The sequence below is a fragment of the Pragia fontium DSM 5563 = ATCC 49100 genome (genome assembly GCF_900112475.1).
Taxonomy (GTDB): domain Bacteria; phylum Pseudomonadota; class Gammaproteobacteria; order Enterobacterales; family Enterobacteriaceae; genus Pragia; species Pragia fontium.
In genome coordinates, this window is sequence record NZ_FOLW01000014.1 from 48,341 (window position 1) to 66,341 (window position 18,001).

An 18,001-nucleotide genomic window follows, 5' to 3' on the forward strand; every position below is an offset into this window, starting at 1 on the left:
GCAAGTGGGGTATGAAATGCAATTCTCCAAAATGCATGGCTTAGGCAACGATTTTATGGTTGTCGATGCAGTGACGCAAAACGTTTATTTTTCACCAGAGCTAATCCGCCGTCTGGCCGATCGCCATTATGGCGTCGGCTTTGACCAGTTATTGGTTGTTGAGGCGCCTTACGATCCTGATTTGGATTTTCATTACCGAATTTTTAATCCCGACGGAGGCGAAGTCGCCCAGTGCGGTAATGGCGCTCGCTGTTTTGCTCGTTTTGTTCGCTTGAAAGGACTCACCAATAAACGGGATATTCGGGTTAGCACCCAAAATGGCCGTATGACGTTATCGGTCAGTGAAGATGAACTGGTAACCGTTAATATGGGGGAGCCTGACTTTGAGCCCTCTCGTATTCCATTCCGTGCGGCTAAAATGGAAAAAACTTATATTCTCCGGGCAGCAGAGCATACGGTATTCGGTGGTGTTGTTTCGATGGGGAATCCACACTGCGTATTGCAGGTGGAGAATGTGGATCTGGCTAATGTCGAGCAGCTTGGCCCACTGTTGGAAAACCATGACCGTTTTCCTGAACGCGCAAATATTGGTTTTATGCAGGTTCTTCATCGCGGCAGCATTCGTTTAAGAGTGTATGAACGGGGTGCCGGAGAGACGCAAGCCTGCGGTAGTGGCGCTTGTGCAGCGGCGGCGGTGGGAATGATCCAAGGGCTGTTAGATGATAAAGTGAATGTTGAACTTCCTGGGGGCAGCCTACAGATTGCCTGGAAAGGTCCCGGACATCCGCTTTATATGGTTGGTCCTGCAACGCATGTTTATGATGGGTTTATTCACTTATGAGTAATGGAATAAAAGAAGATGGAACAGCATCAGGAACGGAGTCGGTTTGCCTTAGTGATGAGCAGGTCAGCCAGTTTTTGCTGAATAATCCAGATTTTTTTATCCGCAATGCTTTGCAAGTAGAGCAAATGCGGGTGCCGCATCCAGTCAGAGATAGCGTTTCCTTAGTTGAATGGCAACTAAGCCGCCAACGCAATCATATTCAGCAGTTGGAAGAAGAGATTACGCTGTTGATGGAGCAGGCGAGTGCTAATGAAATTTTGTTTACTCGTCTGATCAATTTACAGAGTGAATTAGTACAGGCAGACAGCCTGCAAAACTTGCTCTATCGCCTACAGTATTGGGCGCGTTCACTCGGTCTGGCGGATGCGACTATCCGTTTGTTCAGTGATAAATGGAAATTGGGCGCTCCTTCCGACTTTACTCATTTGGCGATTTCTCAGCAGGCATTTGAGCCCATGAGAATTCAGCGGCTCGGCAATCGCAATCAATATCTGGGGCAGCTTAATGGCCCGGAAATCCTACTGTTAATGCCAGAAGCTAAAATGGTGGGCTCTGTCGCGCTGTCTTTGTTGGGTAAGTGGGGCTCTCAGGGAATGGTGATATTTACCAGCCGCGATCCTCAGCACTATCAGCAAGGTATGGGAACACTGATTCTCGATCAGTTGAGTCTTTTTTTGCCCGGCTTGCTGTCCCGTTGGATAGAGCCGACATGAGTGAACGAACTGAACCATTAACCTGCCCCTCTTTACAACAGCCCGTCGATAACTTTCTGCGTTATCTCAGGGTTGAACGCCAGCTTAGCCCCTACACATTAAAAAGCTATCAGCGACAGTTGGCGGCACTTATTGACCTACTGGTGAATATTGGTCTCACCGATTGGACTAAGTTGGATGCGGCAGGTGTGCGTATGCTGGTAACACGGAGTAAGCGTTCAGGTTTGGAGTCAGCCAGCCTGGCGCTCAGGCTATCAGCCCTGCGTAGCTTTTTAGACTGGCTAGTTGGTCAGGGGATAATCGGCGCTAATCCGGCTAAAGGTATTTCTACCCCGCGTAAAGGCCGGCACTTACCCAAGAATATGGATGTTGATGAAGTTAATCATTTGCTGGATATTGACCTTAATGACCCATTAGCGGTGCGCGATCGCACCATGCTGGAGTTGATGTATGGTGCCGGACTGCGACTGTCAGAGTTGATTGGACTGGACTGCCGTCAGGTTAATCTGGATGCGGGTGAAATTCGAGTGGTGGGTAAAGGCAGTAAAGAACGCAAGCTGCCGATTGGACGAATGGCGGTTACCTGGCTAAACCGTTGGCTGCCGATGCGTGAATTTTATGCTCCCGACGATGATGCGCTGTTTGTTTCTAAACATGGCAACCGCATCTCCGCCCGTAATGTTGAAAAGCGCTTTGCGGAATGGGGCGTTAAGCAGGGCATAAGTAGTCACGTTCACCCACATAAACTCAGACACTCATTTGCTACTCATATGCTGGAATCCAGCGGTGACCTGCGCGCAGTACAAGAATTGTTGGGACATGCGAACCTGACAACTACTCAAATCTATACCCATTTGGATTTTCAGCACTTAACTAAGGTTTACGATGCTGCTCATCCGCGAGCTAAAAGAGGGAAGCCCTGATGCATTTTTACCGGCCTTTGGGGCCGATTAAGGCCTTAACCTTCGATCTTGATGATACGCTTTACGACAACCGTCCGGTTATTGAACGTACTGAAGTAGAAGTGATTAACTTTCTGCGGCAGCAGTTTCCCCAACTGGCCGATATGGATCGTGCAGGATTTAGCAAAATCCGTGCACAGCTACTGGAGCAGGAACCGGATATTTATCATGACGTTAGCGAATGGCGGCGACGTTCCTTTGAGGTTACTTTACGGCTTTACGGTTACAGCGATAGCGATGCGGCTGACGGCGCGGCGTTGACGATGGATCACTTCAGTTACTGGCGTAGCCGCATTGAAGTACCGCCCTCTACCCATACCACCTTAAGCCTATTGGCAACGCGTTATCCGTTGGTGGCAGTCACTAACGGCAATGCTAACCCTGCGCTGTTTGGTCTGGGAGACTATTTCCAATTAGTGCTGCGGGCCGGTCCGGATGGTCGCGCTAAGCCTTTTGGTGATATGTATTTAAACGCCGCTCGTCAGCTAAAGCTGGCACCAGAATATTTACTTCACGTTGGGGATGATTTAATCACCGATGTGGCCGGTGCGATTCGCCACGGCCTTCAGGCATGCTGGATTAATGACCGAAATCGTAACCTGATGCATGAATCCACCGGCTGTTTATTACCGCATATTGAAATTTCTCGGTTGGATTCATTGTGTCGGTTGATATAATCTATCCATTCATCTGTATAAATTACCAGTATATGGCCTAATAATGGACGTTTCCTACCTGCTAGACAGTTTAAATGACAAACAGCGCGAAGCCGTTGCGGCTTCCCGTACCAATATGCTGGTGCTTGCCGGTGCGGGCAGTGGGAAAACTCGAGTATTAGTACATCGTATTGCCTGGCTGCTATCGGTTGAGCACTGTTCTCCTTATTCCATTATGGCGGTGACGTTTACCAATAAGGCCGCTGCGGAGATGCGTCATCGTATTGAACAGCTGATTGGTACCAGCCAAGGGGGAATGTGGATTGGGACGTTCCATGGTCTGGCTCATCGCTTGCTGCGGGCTCATCATCTTGATGCCAATCTACCGCAGGATTTTCAGATTCTGGACAGTGAAGATCAGCACCGCTTGCTTAAGCGTATCGTTCGGGCGCTGAATCTGGACGAGAAACAGTGGGTTCCTCGTCAGGCCATGTGGTATATCAACAATAAAAAAGACGATGGCCTGCGACCTCAGCACATTGATACTTACGGCAACCCGACGGAAGGTACTTGGTTACGCATTTATCAGGCCTATCAGGAAGCCTGCGATCGTGCCGGTTTGGTAGACTTTGCCGAATTACTGCTGCGAGCCCATGAACTGTGGCTGCATAAACCTCAGATACTCAACCATTATCGGGAGCGTTTCACCAATATTCTGGTGGACGAATTCCAGGATACTAACCGCATCCAATATGCCTGGATCCGCATGTTAGCCGGAGACACTTCCAAAGTGATGATCGTAGGTGATGACGATCAGTCAATTTATGGCTGGCGCGGTGCTCAGGTAGAGAATATTCAGCGTTTTCTGGATGATTTTCCCGGTGCTGTTACCGTCCGTTTGGAACAGAACTACCGTTCAACCAGTAATATACTGAAGGCGGCTAACGCGCTAATAGCCAATAATGACGGTCGATTAGGGAAAGAACTCTGGACTGACGGTGAGCAGGGCGAACCTATTTCTTTGTACTGTGCGTTTAATGAGTTGGATGAAGCCCGTTTTGTGGTTAATCGAATTAAGACTTTTCAGGATGGCGGCGGTGCTTTAAATGATTGCGCGATCCTCTACCGTAGCAACGCACAGTCGCGGGTGCTGGAAGAAGCGTTATTGCAGGCTTCGACGCCTTATCGTATTTATGGCGGTATGCGCTTCTTCGAGCGACAGGAAATCAAAGATTCGCTGGCGTATTTACGTTTAATCTCCAATCCCAATGATGATGCGGCTTTTGAGCGCGTAGTAAATACGCCAACCCGCGGCATTGGCGATCGGTCTCTTGACGTTATCCGTCATGCGGCTCGCGATCGTCAGGTTACCCTATGGCAGGCTTCGGTTGCATTATTGCAGGAGAAAGTGTTTGCGGGCCGGGCTGCCGGGGCAATTCAGCGATTTATTGAACTGATTGAAGCGTTAACTAATGAAACTGGTGAACTGCCTCTGCATGTTCAGACCGATCGAGTGATTCGAGATTCTGGTCTGCGTCAGATGTATGAGCAGGAGAAGGGCGAGAAAGGCCAAACTCGGGTCGAAAACCTGGAGGAACTGGTAACGGCAACCCGTCAGTTCAGTTTTCAGGACGAAGATATGGATCTGTCGCCGTTACAGGCATTCCTCTCCCATGCTGCGCTGGAAGCAGGAGAAGGTCAGGCGGATGCCTATCAGGATGCGGTTCAGCTCATGACATTACACTCGGCTAAAGGGCTGGAGTTTCTACAGGTGTTTATTGTCGGTATGGAAGAGGGGATGTTCCCAAGTCAGATGTCGCTGGATGAAGGCGGCCGACTGGAAGAGGAACGCCGTCTGGCCTATGTTGGGGTAACCCGGGCAATGCAGAAGCTAACGCTGACTTACGCGGAAACTCGCCGTCTGTACGGGAAAGAGGTTTATCACCGCCCATCGCGCTTTGTTGGTGAACTGCCGGAAGACTGTATTGAAGAAGTCCGTCTGCGTGCCAGTGTGTCGCGTCCGGTTAGCCATAGCAGAATGGGCACACCAATCAGCCAGAATGATAGTGGCTATAAGCTAGGGCAGCGGGTTAACCATCCTAAATTTGGTGAAGGCACAATTATTAATCTGGAAGGCAGCGGTGAACATGCTCGTCTGCAAATTGCTTTTCAGGGTGAAGGCATTAAGTGGCTGGTGGCGTCATACGCCCGACTGGAAGTGCTGTAGTTTTGGCGTTCGGCGTCGTGGTACGGCGCCGAACGCTGTTTTCTTTCCTCTCTCGATTTTTTCATACCCGAGCTTCAGCGTAATCACACCTATTTTTATTCTATTTAATGTGTATCAGTGATTTACACTGCAAATTCTTTATAAATTAATTAGTTGATGGATAAATTATATTATCTGGTTATGATATATACTGAGTTTGGTGCATGAATGTACAAGAAAAGTTGTTCGGTAGTTGACAGAGTTTTTCCGGAAGGCGTAACATGCGCGCACTATTTTCCTATAGGGGCAACAGCTTTGGACATTCCCAGTCGATACTGGCTCAATGATTTTTTAATTAAGTTCAACTTCTAAGGCTATCCCTTTTTGCTGATAGCCTTCGTGGTTGTCAGCGACCTCTAATATTATCCCGTCGCTAGTGAGCTAGATGTAGTCTAGGTCTGATTGACTCGGTTATTGCCGTCACTTCAGATTGTTCAATGTGCGTAGTCCATTTCACCACTGCAAAAGAGGGATGACGCGATGTTAAGCGCATTTCAATTAAATAAGTGCTATTTATCCCGTTTAGAACTGGACGAAGGTGACAAGCTGACCGATTCCGTATGGGTCGATCTGGTGGAACCCGAGGATGAAGAACGGGAACGGGTTCAGAATGAGCTTGGCCAGTCTCTGGCTACGCGGCCAGAACTGGACGATATCGAAGCATCGGCACGTTTCTTTGAAGACGAAGACGGTCTGCATATCCACTCCTTCTTTTACTATGAAGATGCTGAAGATCGCGGCGGTAACGCCACGGTGGCATTTACCATCCGCGATGGTCGCCTGTTTACTTTGCGTGAGCGGGATCTGCCGGCATTTCGTCTTTACCGTATGCGCGCCCGTAATCGGGCGATGGTTGACGGTAATGCTTATGAGCTATTACTCGATCTGTTTGAAACGAAAATTGAACAGCTGGCGGATGAAATCGAAAATATTTACAGCGATCTGGAGTCTCTGAGTCGGGTGATTATGGAAGGCCATCCGGGTGAGGGTTACGATGAAGCGCTCTCTACCTTGGCTGAACTTGAAGATACCGGTTGGAAAGTTCGCTTGTGTCTGATGGATAGCCAGCGGGCGCTAAACTTCCTGGTGCGTAAAGCGCGGTTACCGGGAAATCAGCTTGATCAGGCGCGTGAAGTGTTGCGAGATATCGAATCGCTGCTGCCGCATAATGAATCTCTGTTCCAGAAAGTTAACTTCTTGATGCAGGCGGCAATGGGCTTTATTAATATCGAACAAAGCCGCATTATTAAAATATTCTCGGTGGTATCGGTGGTGTTCCTGCCACCAACGTTAGTGGCTTCAAGCTACGGGATGAACTTTAAGTTTATGCCAGAGCTGGACTGGTCATTTGGTTATCCGGCGGCGATTGGCTTAATGGTTGCTGCGGCACTTGCACCTTATCTTTATTTTAAAAGTCGTAATTGGCTCTGATACCCTGTTTTGTCAAAGAATTACCGTACGATGAGTATTAAAGTTGGTTTGTATAAAACAGCTTGATATTGATCGGCGGTAATTTTATTTTGGTAATACCGCTGACGTTATAACCGTCGTGTTCGTTAGTTATTGGGATTTGTAACCGTGGCAAAGCGCTCGTCCGTTTTTCAATGGGTTATTCTGTTTGTCCTTTCGTTATCACTATCATTGGTTATGCTGCGGTTTCATATACCGGCCGCGATGCTGCTTGGGCCAATGGTGGTCGCGGTGACAATGAGCCTCTGTGGCGCAACGGTGCGTATCGATAATCGATTTTTTATCTCTTCCCAAGCCATTATTGGCTGCATGATTGCTCAAAACCTTTCCTCCTCTATTCTGGTCTCCCTCGCTGCTAATTGGCCGATTGTTTTATTTATTTTGTTGGCAACGTTGTTCGCCAGCGGCTTGTCTGGCTGGCTGTTAGTACGTTTTAGCCATTTACCGGGCACCACCGGCGCGTGGGGTTCATCACCGGGTGGCGCTGCGGCTATGGTCGCCATGTCTGAGGATTACGGCGCTGACGTGCGTCTGGTTGCCTTTATGCAATACCTGAGAGTGTTGTTTGTGGCGGGTTCTGCGGCGTTGGTGGTGCGTATCTCAATGGGGGGAAACGCTCAGGAGATTGTGCAGGAGTTAGTTTGGTTTCCTCCTTTAAGCTGGGACTTCGCTGCGACGCTGGCATTGGCAGGAATCGCCGGGTGGTTGGGACGTCGGTTGCGTTTTCCTTCCGGAACGATGCTGTTTCCGATGCTTATTGGGGCGGGGTTGCATGCCGGTGATGTTTTAACGATACAGTTACCGGAATGGTTACTGGCAATGGCTTACGCTTTTATTGGTTGGAGCGTAGGGTTGCGCTTTAACCGCGCGGTTTTTTTGCTGGCGTTGAGAACGCTGCCGCAAATCGTCATATCAATATTAGGGCTGATGTCGTTATGTGCCCTGATGGCGCTGGCGTTGACCAAAGTATTGGATATGGATTTCTTGACCGCTTATCTGGCGACTAGCCCAGGTGGGCTGGATACCGTGGCGATTATTGCTGCCGGTAGTGGGGCTGATATGTCTTTTGTGATGGCGATGCAGACGCTACGCTTGTTTAGTATTTTGATGACCGGCCCGGCGATGGCGAAGTTTATTTCCCGCCACGCGCAGAGACGGCCCGATCCATTAGCGTAATCTTCTTTGATGGTACAACGCATCCAGTACGAATATGGCCAGAGCCGCCCAAATAAAGCCGAAGGTAATTAGTTTTTCCGCGCCAATGGTTTCACCGTAAAAAACAATCGCCAGAAAGAACACCATTGTTGGTGCCATATACTGAAAGAACCCTAGCGTCGACAGGCGTAATTTGGTGGCTGCTGCGGTAAAGAACAACAGTGGAATGGTGGTTATCACCCCAGCAGAAACCAGCAATGTATTCAGTGACCAGGTATTTTGGCTTAAGTGACTGGTTGGCGTATCGGCAATAAAGAACAAATAGATAATGGCGACGGGAAGCAACCACAGCGTTTCAAACAACATACCGGTTTGCGAGTCCACGGCAATTTTTTTCCGAATCAATGCATAAAAACCAAAGGAAAAAGCCAATATCAGACTGATATAGGGAATTGAGCCAAATTGCCAAAGCTGAATGGCAACGCCGGTAAAAGCCAGCGCTACGGCGACCCACTGCATGCGTCGAAATCGCTCTTTAAGAAATATCATACCCAGCAGCATACTGACCAGCGGATTAATAAAGTATCCCATACTGGCCTCCAGCATATGATGGTTATTCACCGCCCAAATATAGGTTAGCCAGTTGCAGCCAATCACCACAGCGCTGATGGCCAGCATTAATATTTTCTTTTTATGGTTTAACCATAGCTGCTGAACTGATCCCCACTGTCGTCCGAAAGTGATAAGCAGCAACATAAAGAAAAATGACCAGATAATACGGTGGGTGAGTATTTCATTGGCGGGAACATTCTCAATCAACTTAAAGTAAACGGGGGCGATTCCCCAAATAAAATAAGCGGCTAAAGCGAATAGTATGCCTTGGCGAGTTTGTTGCGATTCCATGAAATACCTTGTTTGCATATACAGAGAGTAGAATTTGCTAGTGTACCCTATTTTTCCTATTTTTTTATGACTGAAATTTGGGTGAGTTATAGGATAAATGAGTAGAGATATGGCGAAAATTTTTATAAATATCGTCTGATATCTGTTGAGCGCAGTATGGCGATGCTGCTTATCACTTGTTGATTAAAATCCTTTATGTATAAGCATGTTAATTGCAGGTTAGTTCCCTCTTTTTAAGTATGGCGGTGATATTTTTTGTCTGAATATTGCGGCGTACGTTGCTTTTTATTTTTTTACTTTCCATTAGGGACGACAAACGCCGCGAATCAGCCTAAAATACCCCCCATTACCAGTAACAGGGGATTAAGGTGTCAACTGCGGTTGTTATCAATTCGGAAGCTTTAGCCGCACAGGTATTACGTGACACCTTTGGCTATCATCAATTTCGTCCAGGTCAGCAGGAGATTGTCTGTGAGGCCGTTTCGGGGCGCGATTGTCTGGTAGTGATGCCGACCGGCGGCGGTAAATCGCTATGCTATCAGCTTCCGGCCCTGTTGCTGGACGGTATAACGCTGGTTATCTCTCCGCTGATCTCCCTGATGAAGGATCAGGTGGATCAATTGCGGGCAAACGGTGTTTCTGCCGGTTGCCTCAATTCCAGTCAGACGCGAGAGCAACAGTATGAGGTGATCTCCGCCTGCCGTAGTGGTCAGATGAAGCTACTGTACGTCGCCCCTGAGCGACTGATGATGGATAATTTCCTTGAACAGCTTAGTGGCTGGAATCCATCGTTACTGGCCGTTGATGAAGCTCACTGTATTTCCCAGTGGGGGCACGATTTCCGTCCGGAATACCGTGCCCTTGGCTCCTTACGCAAACATTTTCCTAACCTACCGTTTATAGCCTTAACGGCAACGGCGGATGAAACGACCCGTCAGGATATTAATCGCTTATTGGATTTACGCGATCCGCTGATTCATATCAGTAGCTTCGACCGTCCCAATATTCGCTATACCCTAATGGAGAAGTTTAAACCTACCGATCAGCTATTACGCTATGTGCAGGATCAGCGCGGTAAAAGCGGCATTATTTACTGCAATAGCCGCAAAAAAGTAGAAGATGCGGCGGCACGATTGAAGGCTAAAGGCCTCAGCGTGGCGGCCTATCATGCCGGAATGGATAACGATAGCCGAGAGGCGGTTCAGGAAGCCTTTCAGCGTGACGACCTACAGATTGTGGTGGCTACCGTAGCGTTTGGTATGGGGATTAACAAACCTAACGTGCGCTTTGTGGTGCATTTTGACATTCCTCGCAATATTGAATCCTACTATCAGGAAACAGGTCGCGCGGGGCGCGATGGCTTACCTGCTGAGGCTATCCTGTTCTATGACCCAGCGGATATGGTTTGGCTGCGCCGCTGCCTGGATGAAAAACCGGAAGGGGCATTACAGGACATAGAACGGCATAAGCTGAATGCAATGAGCGCCTTTGCCGAAGCACAGACCTGTCGTCGATTGGTGCTGCTGAACTACTTTGGTGAAAGTAAGCAGCAACCGTGTGGCAACTGTGATATTTGTCTCGATCCGCCGCAACGCTATGATGGTTTGGTGGATGCCCAGAAAGTACTTTCTTGCGTGTACCGAGTGGGTCAACGTTTTGGTATTGGCTATATTGCGGAAATTCTACGTGGGGCTAATAACATGCGTATCCGCGAGTTTGGCCACGATAAACTGCCGGTGTACGGTATTGGTAAAGATCAGAGTCATGAACACTGGGTTAGCGTGATACGTCAACTGATTCACTTGGGATTGCTGACGCAAAATATTGCCCAGTTTTCTGCATTACAGCTTACTGAGGCCGCGCGTCCGGTTTTACGTGGTGAAACGCCACTGCAACTGGCGGTGCCGAGGTTGTTGAATCTTAAATCACGTAGCAGTTCTGCCTCGAAAAGCTTTGCTGGCAACTATGACCGTAAGCTGTTTGCCAAATTACGCAAGCTGCGCAAGTCGATCGCGGACGAAGAGAATATTCCGCCCTACGTGGTGTTTAATGATGCCACTTTGTTAGAAATGGCAGAGCAACAGCCAACCCGTGAAAGTGAACTGTTATCGGTAAATGGAGTGGGTTATCGCAAGCTGGAGAGGTTTGGGCAACCATTCCTGACGTTGATTCGCGATCATTTAGTCAGCCCAGATTAGCGTTTTTTGATCACCATCCTTCATTTTTCATTAGTCCTCCATCGTTCGATGGAATAAGATAATTATCAATCCAGAGGCCTGATATTACTCTGCTGTAAAAGCATCATTCTATTCCATGATGTACACAACAAAGCTGCTTCTGCGATTGAAGATATGTCGGTGTAAACTGGCAAGATTACCGTACAGCTCAAGGTGCTGCTCAAAACCCGGCGAGTCTGTTATCTTTTGAAGGTAAGCGTACAATACGGCCGTATTATGTATGGTGATGGTTTGTCGCCAGCGTAGTCAAAATAATTTGAAAAACCTTTAAGTTAAAGAGAATCCCATGACGCTATTTTTAACCGTTGCGGTGGTGCAGCTTGTTGCATTAGCCACACCCGGACCTGATTTCTTTTTTGTTTCGCAAACCGCAGTTAGCCGCTCCCGTAAAGAAGCGATGTATGCGGCAATGGGAATTTTCAGTGGTGTTATGGTATGGGCTGCGATCGCGCTGTTGGGACTGCATATTTTATTGCAACAAATGGCCTGGTTACATAGCCTGATTGTGGTGTGTGGTGGTGCCTATTTATGCTGGATGGGTGTCAGTTTGCTGCGTTCTGCGTTCAGTAAGAGCCTGCCTCAAGAAAACATGGTCAGTGGTGCTGATACCAGCCACAACAGTCATTCATTTTTGCGTGGACTGTTTACTAACCTGTCTAACCCGAAGGCTCTAATTTATTTCGGCAGTGTATTCTCGGTATTTGTTGGTGATGATATTGCCGGTAGTACTCGTTGGGGGCTATTTGCTTTAATTGCGCTGGAAACCTTGATTTGGTTTACGTTGGTGGCCTTTATTTTTGCTTTGCCGGTGATGCGTAGTGGTTATCAGCGAGTAGCAAAATGGATTGATGGTATCGCTGGCGCTTTATTTGCAGGCTTTGGGCTACATTTAATCACGTCTCGTTTCTATTAATTGAAGATGAGATGCCAGCGTTAAGCAGATAATGACATTCGATTGGCTTATGTGTTGTACATAAAAAAACCGGCCAGGTTTAACCAGCCGGTTTTTTCATGCCGTTTTTTATTTAGATAACCATGCTTAACAGCAGGCAGCCAATCAGGCCACAAACTGAAATAATGGTTTCCAGTACTGACCATGACTTGATAGTTTCTGCGATAGTCAGGTTAAAGTACTCTTTGAATAGCCAGAAACCTGGATCGTTCACGTGAGAGAAGATAACGCTACCGGAGCCAACGGCTAACACCATCAGTTCAGGGCTGACGCCAGACATGGCCAGTAAAGGCGTTACGATACCACCGGCAGTCATTGCTGCTACTGTGGCAGAACCTAGTGCCAAACGTAAAACAGCTGCGATAGCCCAACCCATGAATAATGGCGAAAGGGTACTGCCAGCCATCAGTGTTTCGATATATCCTGAAACGCCACCATCAACCAGAATCTGTTTGAAGGCGCCGCCGCCGCCGATGATCATCAACATCATGGCAATGATTTTAATGGAGTCGCTGATGGTATCCATAATCTGGTCCATGGTGCGACCACGGTTTAGGCCAAAGGTGAAGATAGCGATTAATACCGCAATCAGCGTTGCCATAACCGGATCGCCTAAGAACTCGGCATAGGACAAAATGGCGTGGCCTTTCGGCAGCGTCATTTCAGCAACCGCTCGACCAGCCATCAGCACGACCGGTACTAACGTGGTTGCTACGCTGACGATAAAGCTTGGCATTTCGCTTTCGGTGAAGACTTTCGGATTGTGCAGGCCTTCAGGAACCGGCTTATCAATGCCTTTCAGGAAGCGGGCATAAACCGGGCCAGCCAGAATAACGGTTGGGATAGCAATTAAGGTACCGAATAATAGAGTTTTACCCATATCGGCTTTAAATAGAATAGCGATTGCTGTCGGACCCGGGTGTGGCGGAAGTAAGGCGTGAGTCACGGATAAGGCCGCCGCCATTGGAACACCGATAAACAACAGTGGAATACGTGCAGATGCTGCAATAGTAAAGACCAAAGGCAGCAACAGGACAAAACCAACTTCATAGAATAACGCAAAACCAACAACAAAACCGGTCAGTACGATAGCCCACTGAATGCGCTCTCTACCGAATTTGGCAATTAAGGTGGTGGCAATACGTTGGGCACCGCCACAGTCAGCCAGTAATTTACCCAACATGGCACCAAAGCCCATGATTAAGGCTAAACTGCCTAGCGTCCCGCCGACACCATTTTTAATTGAGACAATAACGCCGTTTACGTTGAATGCACCTTGAGTGGTGTAACCCAGCGCAAGACCAACAACCAGCGAAACCAGTATCAGTGAAATGAAACCGTTTAGCTTGCAACGGATCATCAGTAGCAGTAGTAGGGCTACGCCAATCACGACAATCACTAATGGCATAATAGTTCTCCGATGTATGTACCGTATCAACCCAATACAGCTTATTTCAGGTTGATATATGAATCGACGTTTTTCCAGAAGATAGCGTCATATCTTTATATTTATCTGCAATAACCAGCATTATTGCTTCATTTTCTATTTGTGATATTTATCACATCTTTGTTTGTTACCGGTATCATGATACCGGTAACGTGCTAGGATAGGGAACTATAGAGAAGGCTTAAATGTTCATTTTGAGATAGAGATCAAACTTATGACGGGACAAAGCATAATTATTATGGGCGTCTCTGGATGCGGGAAATCCAGCGTAGGAGCAGCCGTTGCCAGAGAGTTAGGTGCTAAGTTTATTGATGGCGATGATCTGCATCCGCGGGCAAATATTCAGAAGATGGCCAGCGGCCATCCGTTGGATGATAACGATCGCGCTCCTTGGCTTGAACGTCTGAATGATGCGGCGTATAGCCTACGTCATAAAAATGAAGTGGGTTTGATTGTCTGCTCTGCGCTGAAACGCCGCTATCGCGATCGCCTGCGTGAAGGTAATCCGGAGATGATTTTCCTGTATATGAAAGGCAGCTTCGATGTGATTTTAGAGCGTTTGAAAGCGCGTGCCGGTCACTATATGCCGACTGATTTATTAAAAAGTCAGTTTGATGCCTTGGAAGAGCCGACTGCTGAGGAGCCTGATGTGATCTCTATTGATATCACCGGCGATTTCACTCAGGTGGTTGAACGCGGTGTTGAAGCGTTGCGTCAGGCGGGCGTGAAAACCCGCTAATTGCTGCTTTAAATGCTGCCGCCCTGGATAATAGTGAAGCCTAAATCAAGCATTTTTGGGGTAACCGTTTCACCGCGCAAACGGGCAAGTAATCTTTCTGCTGCGACTTGCCCCATCTTTTCACGAGGGGTTAAGACGCTGGTGAGTTTAGGCTCCATTGATTGACCAATATCGTGCCCGTGGAAGCCTGCAATGGCCATATCTTTTGGAATGTGTAAGCCCTGACGCTGACATTCGAATGCCGCCCCGATCGCAATATCATCGTTGGTACAGAATATGCTGTCAGTATCAGGATAAACCCGGCGGGCTTCTTTCAGTAATTCACAGCCGAGACTGTAAGACGATGAGCGGTCAGTACAGATACTACGGGGCTCCAGACCAAACTCACGCATAGCCTGTTGATATCCCTGCAATTTAATTACTGTACGTTCATCCTGACGAGCACCAAGGTAAACGGTATGGGTATGTCCGCTGCGAATTATCTCTTTCGTCATTTGATAAGCCGCATCATAGTTATTAAAGCCTACCGCCAGATCGAGACAGGGAGAAGCGCTATCCATAATTTCGATCACCGGAATACCGGCAACCTCGATCATTTTCCGCGTTCGTTCGGTATGGTTACGCTCAGAGAGTATCAAACCGTCAATATTATAAGAAAGCAAAGAAGTCAGGCGCATTTCTTCACGTTCAGGATGGTAGCCATAGTGGGCTAACATAGTTTGGTAACCGTGAGAGTCGGTTACGCTTTCAATACCGCGCAAGACTTCGGCAAACACCTGGTTGGTCAATGAAGGAAGCAGTACGCCAATAGCTTTACTGGTGGCATTGGACAAGATTTCCGGTGCTCGATTGGGAATATAGCCCAGTTCATCTAATGCTACGGCTATTTTGCTGCCTAATGCCGCAGAGACCTGTGATGGATCGCGCAAATAGCGACTGATCGTCATCTTTGTTACGCCAACTTGGTTAGCGACATCTTGAAGCCCAGGTCTTTTTTTCTTCATTTTTCAAATAATTAAATAGTGAACGATAGATGACTTAGTTTAACAAAGAAAACGCCAGACGGGTATATTTGTGGCGGTTTCCGATAGGTTTATTTATGGTGATTCATTTATATCCCTCATTAACTTTTTAGTATGCTCTGTTTTACAGGTACATGAGAGTCTATGATTCGCCGTTGATAGTACTGAATAATATGCGCTGAGTATAAAGACATCTTTTATCTTTATTTGAATTCTATTTTTACCGTTGAAAAAATAGTTCCTGATTACTTTAGTGCGTTAACTTAAAATGTTTTTAACATGAAGGAAACAGAGGACGTATTATTTTTACGCCTGAATATTGCCATCGTTTTTTAGTCAGAGAAATGATAAAGATTTGTGTTAATAATCACAACTGTGATTGAGGTCACAAAACAATCTGCTTGTTAGCTGAATCGAGTAAAATTGAGCCTTAAAACGTATTGTTACCGGTATCATTTGGGTATATAGTAGCTTTATGACATGATGACCTAGCTTCCAAAAGGGGACGGTATTGGGAAAAATAGCACACAGATAATGGCGTAAGAATAGAGAGTCATAAACTGTTTAGATTTTAAATAAGCAGCAATAATTTATTTTATGCTTATTTAAGATTTAATCTAAAATAATAGTGATACAACCCAGTGATAATAAAATTATGGGTTATATATACCTATTTGGTTATTTCTTCTTAGTCTTTTGATAGCGTTATTTAAATATTCTTTTTATCAATATTTAAAACACTTTTATGAAAAGTGGGGAATAACATGAATCCTATTGTTGAGCGCGTTACCCAGAAAATTATTGCCCGTTCCCAGAATGAACGCTGTCAATATTTGGCAAAAATTGATGCGGCAAAGAGTAAGACCGTACACCGGTCACAGCTTTCCTGCGGTAATCTGGCCCATGGTTTTGCCGCCTGTTCTGTGGATGACAAACTCTCCCTCAAGAATATGGTAAAAAGTAATATCGGTATCATTACGTCCTATAACGATATGCTTTCAGCCCATCAACCTTATGAACATTATCCTGAACGACTTAAGAACGCCTTGCATGCCGTTGGCGCAGTTGGTCAGGTCGCCGGTGGTGTACCGGCAATGTGTGATGGCGTCACTCAGGGGCAGGATGGCATGGAGCTTTCCCTGCTAAGTCGCGATTTAATTGCGATGTCGGCAGCGATTGGTCTATCCCACAATATGTTTGATGGCGCATTGTTTCTTGGCGTGTGCGATAAGATTGTACCGGGGCTGTTTATTGCCGCTATGTCATTCGGCCATCTGCCTACGGTGTTTGTCCCCGCGGGTCCTATGCGTACCGGTGCCTCTAATAAAGAAAAAGTGCGCATTCGTCAGTTATATGCAGAAGGTAAGGTTGGGCGTGAGGAACTGCTGGAATCTGAGGCTAATGCTTATCACTCTCCGGGGACTTGTACGTTTTACGGCACCGCTAATTCCAACCAGATGGTGATGGAAGTAATGGGACTGCATCTGCCGGGGTCTTCTTTTGTTTATCCGGATATTCCCCTACGGGATGCATTAACGGATGCGGCTGCTCGTCAGGTAACGCGTATGACAGAAGCCTCCGGTGAGTATCTGCCAGTGGGACGTTTGGTTGACGAAAAAGTGATGGTGAACGGGATTGTTGCCCTGTTGGCAACCGGTGGTTCGACGAACCACACCATGCACTTGGTTGCGATGGCGAAAGCGGCGGGTATCACGATTACCTGGGATGACTTTTCTGAACTATCTGAAGTGGTGCCGCTGCTATGCCGTATTTATCCTAATGGCCCGGGCGATATTAACTACTTTCAGGCCGCTGGCGGTGTTTCATTACTGGTTCGTGAATTGCTGAAGGGTGGACTGCTACATGAAGACGTCCATACCGTCGCTGGCTTTGGCCTGCATCGTTATACACAGGAACCGTTTCTGGAAGAAGGGCAACTGGTGTATCGCGATGGCCCTCATGCTTCTCTGGATCCTGAGGTTATTTCCTCGCTGGAAGCGCCTTTTGTTAAACACGGTGGAACGAAGGTCTTGTCGGGAAATCTGGGGCGAGCAGTTATGAAAACGTCTGCGGTACCGCAAGATCGTCAGATTATCAAAGCGCCAGCGGTGGTGTTTGACAGCCAATACGCTATTGATGACGCATTTAATGCCGGTCAGTTGGATCGAGATTGCATCATTGTGGTGCGTTTTCAGGGGCCAAAAGCGATTGGTATGCCGGAGCTGCATAAACTGATGCCACCATTAGGCGTATTGATGGATCGCGGTTTTAATGTGGCGCTAGTTACCGATGGCCGTTTATCCGGTGCCTCAGGTAAAGTTCCGGCTGCAATTCATGTGACGCCAGAAGCCTATGTAGGTGGTTTGCTGGCTAAAGTGCAGGACGGCGATATGATTCAGGTTGATGGCACGACGGGAGAACTTAGCCTGTTGGTTGAGGCGGATGAACTGGCTCGTCGTACCCCTGCACAACCTGACTTATCTGCTTCCCATATTGGTATGGGACGTGAGTTGTTTTCGACGCTGAGAGAAAATATTTCTGGAGCAGAGCAAGGTGCCAGTTGTTTTAAGTTTTAACGTTTAGTATGCGTTTTACCACCGATATATGCGCTTTAACTGCAAAATATTAAGCGCCT

General features: G+C 47.4%; 14 protein-coding genes. 11 read left to right on the plus strand and 3 right to left on the minus strand.

The window, feature by feature from the left end:
• Positions 1 to 16 precede the first annotated feature (16 nt).
• From dapF to BMZ28_RS15545, 7 genes are all read left to right on the plus strand, one after another.
• The gene (gene dapF / locus BMZ28_RS15515; protein WP_074824595.1) at positions 17 to 841 is read left to right on the plus strand and encodes a diaminopimelate epimerase; all 825 of its coding nucleotides are present in this window, start codon (positions 17 to 19) and stop codon (positions 839 to 841) included.
• On the plus strand, positions 838 to 1,557 hold the full coding sequence (locus BMZ28_RS15520) for a DUF484 domain-containing protein (RefSeq protein WP_074824600.1): 720 nt from the start codon (positions 838 to 840) through the stop codon (positions 1,555 to 1,557). Before dapF ends, BMZ28_RS15520 begins: the two co-directional genes overlap by 4 nt.
• On the plus strand, positions 1,554 to 2,480 hold the full coding sequence (gene xerC, locus BMZ28_RS15525) for a tyrosine recombinase XerC (protein ID WP_074824603.1): 927 nt from the start codon (positions 1,554 to 1,556) through the stop codon (positions 2,478 to 2,480). The genes BMZ28_RS15520 and xerC overlap by 4 nt, the downstream gene beginning before the upstream one ends.
• Positions 2,480 to 3,196 carry a 5-amino-6-(5-phospho-D-ribitylamino)uracil phosphatase YigB gene (gene yigB, locus BMZ28_RS15530; protein ID WP_074824607.1) on the plus strand — a complete coding sequence of 239 codons (717 nt, stop codon included), beginning with the start codon at positions 2,480 to 2,482 and terminating at the stop codon, positions 3,194 to 3,196. Before xerC ends, yigB begins: the two co-directional genes overlap by 1 nt.
• A 43-nt stretch (positions 3,197 to 3,239) precedes the next feature.
• A complete protein-coding gene (gene uvrD, locus BMZ28_RS15535) occupies positions 3,240 to 5,402 on the plus strand; it encodes a DNA helicase II (protein WP_047782364.1) in 2,163 nt (720 codons plus the stop codon).
• A gap of 519 nt (positions 5,403 to 5,921) precedes the next feature.
• Positions 5,922 to 6,872: a magnesium/cobalt transporter CorA gene (gene corA / locus BMZ28_RS15540; protein WP_047782363.1), complete on the plus strand. Its 951-nt coding sequence runs from the start codon at positions 5,922 to 5,924 to the stop codon at positions 6,870 to 6,872.
• Between the two features lie 147 nt (positions 6,873 to 7,019).
• Positions 7,020 to 8,087 carry an AbrB family transcriptional regulator gene (locus tag BMZ28_RS15545; protein WP_074824610.1) on the plus strand — a complete coding sequence of 356 codons (1,068 nt, stop codon included), beginning with the start codon at positions 7,020 to 7,022 and terminating at the stop codon, positions 8,085 to 8,087.
• On the opposite strand, the gene rarD is transcribed toward BMZ28_RS15545, so the two are convergent.
• Entirely contained in the window at positions 8,079 to 8,969 is an 891-nt protein-coding gene (gene rarD, locus BMZ28_RS15550; protein WP_047782361.1) for an EamA family transporter RarD, read from the minus strand. The genes BMZ28_RS15545 and rarD overlap by 9 nt on opposite strands.
• A gap of 368 nt (positions 8,970 to 9,337) precedes the next feature.
• Between rarD and recQ the strand changes: the two genes are divergently transcribed.
• Positions 9,338 to 11,167: an ATP-dependent DNA helicase RecQ gene (gene recQ / locus BMZ28_RS15555; RefSeq protein ID WP_074824613.1), complete on the plus strand. Its 1,830-nt coding sequence runs from the start codon at positions 9,338 to 9,340 to the stop codon at positions 11,165 to 11,167.
• Between the two features lie 325 nt (positions 11,168 to 11,492).
• Positions 11,493 to 12,119: a threonine export protein RhtC gene (rhtC, locus tag BMZ28_RS15560; RefSeq protein WP_047782359.1), complete on the plus strand. Its 627-nt coding sequence runs from the start codon at positions 11,493 to 11,495 to the stop codon at positions 12,117 to 12,119.
• Positions 12,120 to 12,231: 112 nt separating this feature from the next.
• Here the strand turns inward: rhtC and gntT are convergent, their stop codons facing one another.
• Positions 12,232 to 13,566: a gluconate transporter gene (gene gntT / locus BMZ28_RS15565; RefSeq protein ID WP_047782358.1), complete on the minus strand. Its 1,335-nt coding sequence runs from the start codon at positions 13,564 to 13,566 to the stop codon at positions 12,232 to 12,234.
• A gap of 253 nt (positions 13,567 to 13,819) precedes the next feature.
• Here gntT and BMZ28_RS15570 point away from each other — a divergent pair, with 253 nt between their 5' ends.
• Positions 13,820 to 14,344: a gluconokinase gene (locus tag BMZ28_RS15570; protein WP_047782357.1), complete on the plus strand. Its 525-nt coding sequence runs from the start codon at positions 13,820 to 13,822 to the stop codon at positions 14,342 to 14,344.
• A gap of 8 nt (positions 14,345 to 14,352) precedes the next feature.
• Here the strand turns inward: BMZ28_RS15570 and gntR are convergent, their stop codons facing one another.
• Complete coding sequence (gene gntR, locus BMZ28_RS15575; RefSeq protein WP_047782356.1) at positions 14,353 to 15,348, minus strand: gluconate operon transcriptional repressor GntR; 996 nt, start codon at positions 15,346 to 15,348, stop codon at positions 14,353 to 14,355.
• A gap of 782 nt (positions 15,349 to 16,130) precedes the next feature.
• Between gntR and edd the strand changes: the two genes are divergently transcribed.
• Entirely contained in the window at positions 16,131 to 17,942 is a 1,812-nt protein-coding gene (gene edd / locus BMZ28_RS15580; RefSeq protein ID WP_074824616.1) for a phosphogluconate dehydratase, read from the plus strand.
• Positions 17,943 to 18,001 lie beyond the last annotated feature (59 nt).

Bases quoted from the DNA above. Each gene is read 5' to 3' on its own strand.
- dapF (WP_074824595.1), top strand. From the start codon at position 17: ATGCAATTCTCCAAAATGCATGGCTTAGGCAACGATTTTATGGTTGTC.
- BMZ28_RS15520 (WP_074824600.1), top strand. From the start codon at position 838: ATGAGTAATGGAATAAAAGAAGATGGAACAGCATCAGGAACGGAGTCG.
- xerC (WP_074824603.1), top strand. From the start codon at position 1,554: ATGAGTGAACGAACTGAACCATTAACCTGCCCCTCTTTACAACAGCCC.
- yigB (WP_074824607.1), top strand. From the start codon at position 2,480: ATGCATTTTTACCGGCCTTTGGGGCCGATTAAGGCCTTAACCTTCGAT.
- uvrD (WP_047782364.1), top strand. From the start codon at position 3,240: ATGGACGTTTCCTACCTGCTAGACAGTTTAAATGACAAACAGCGCGAA.
- corA (WP_047782363.1), top strand. From the start codon at position 5,922: ATGTTAAGCGCATTTCAATTAAATAAGTGCTATTTATCCCGTTTAGAA.
- rarD (WP_047782361.1), bottom strand. From the start codon at position 8,969: ATGGAATCGCAACAAACTCGCCAAGGCATACTATTCGCTTTAGCCGCT.
- rhtC (WP_047782359.1), top strand. From the start codon at position 11,493: ATGACGCTATTTTTAACCGTTGCGGTGGTGCAGCTTGTTGCATTAGCC.
- gntT (WP_047782358.1), bottom strand. From the start codon at position 13,566: ATGCCATTAGTGATTGTCGTGATTGGCGTAGCCCTACTACTGCTACTG.
- BMZ28_RS15570 (WP_047782357.1), top strand. From the start codon at position 13,820: ATGACGGGACAAAGCATAATTATTATGGGCGTCTCTGGATGCGGGAAA.
- gntR (WP_047782356.1), bottom strand. From the start codon at position 15,348: ATGAAGAAAAAAAGACCTGGGCTTCAAGATGTCGCTAACCAAGTTGGC.
- edd (WP_074824616.1), top strand. From the start codon at position 16,131: ATGAATCCTATTGTTGAGCGCGTTACCCAGAAAATTATTGCCCGTTCC.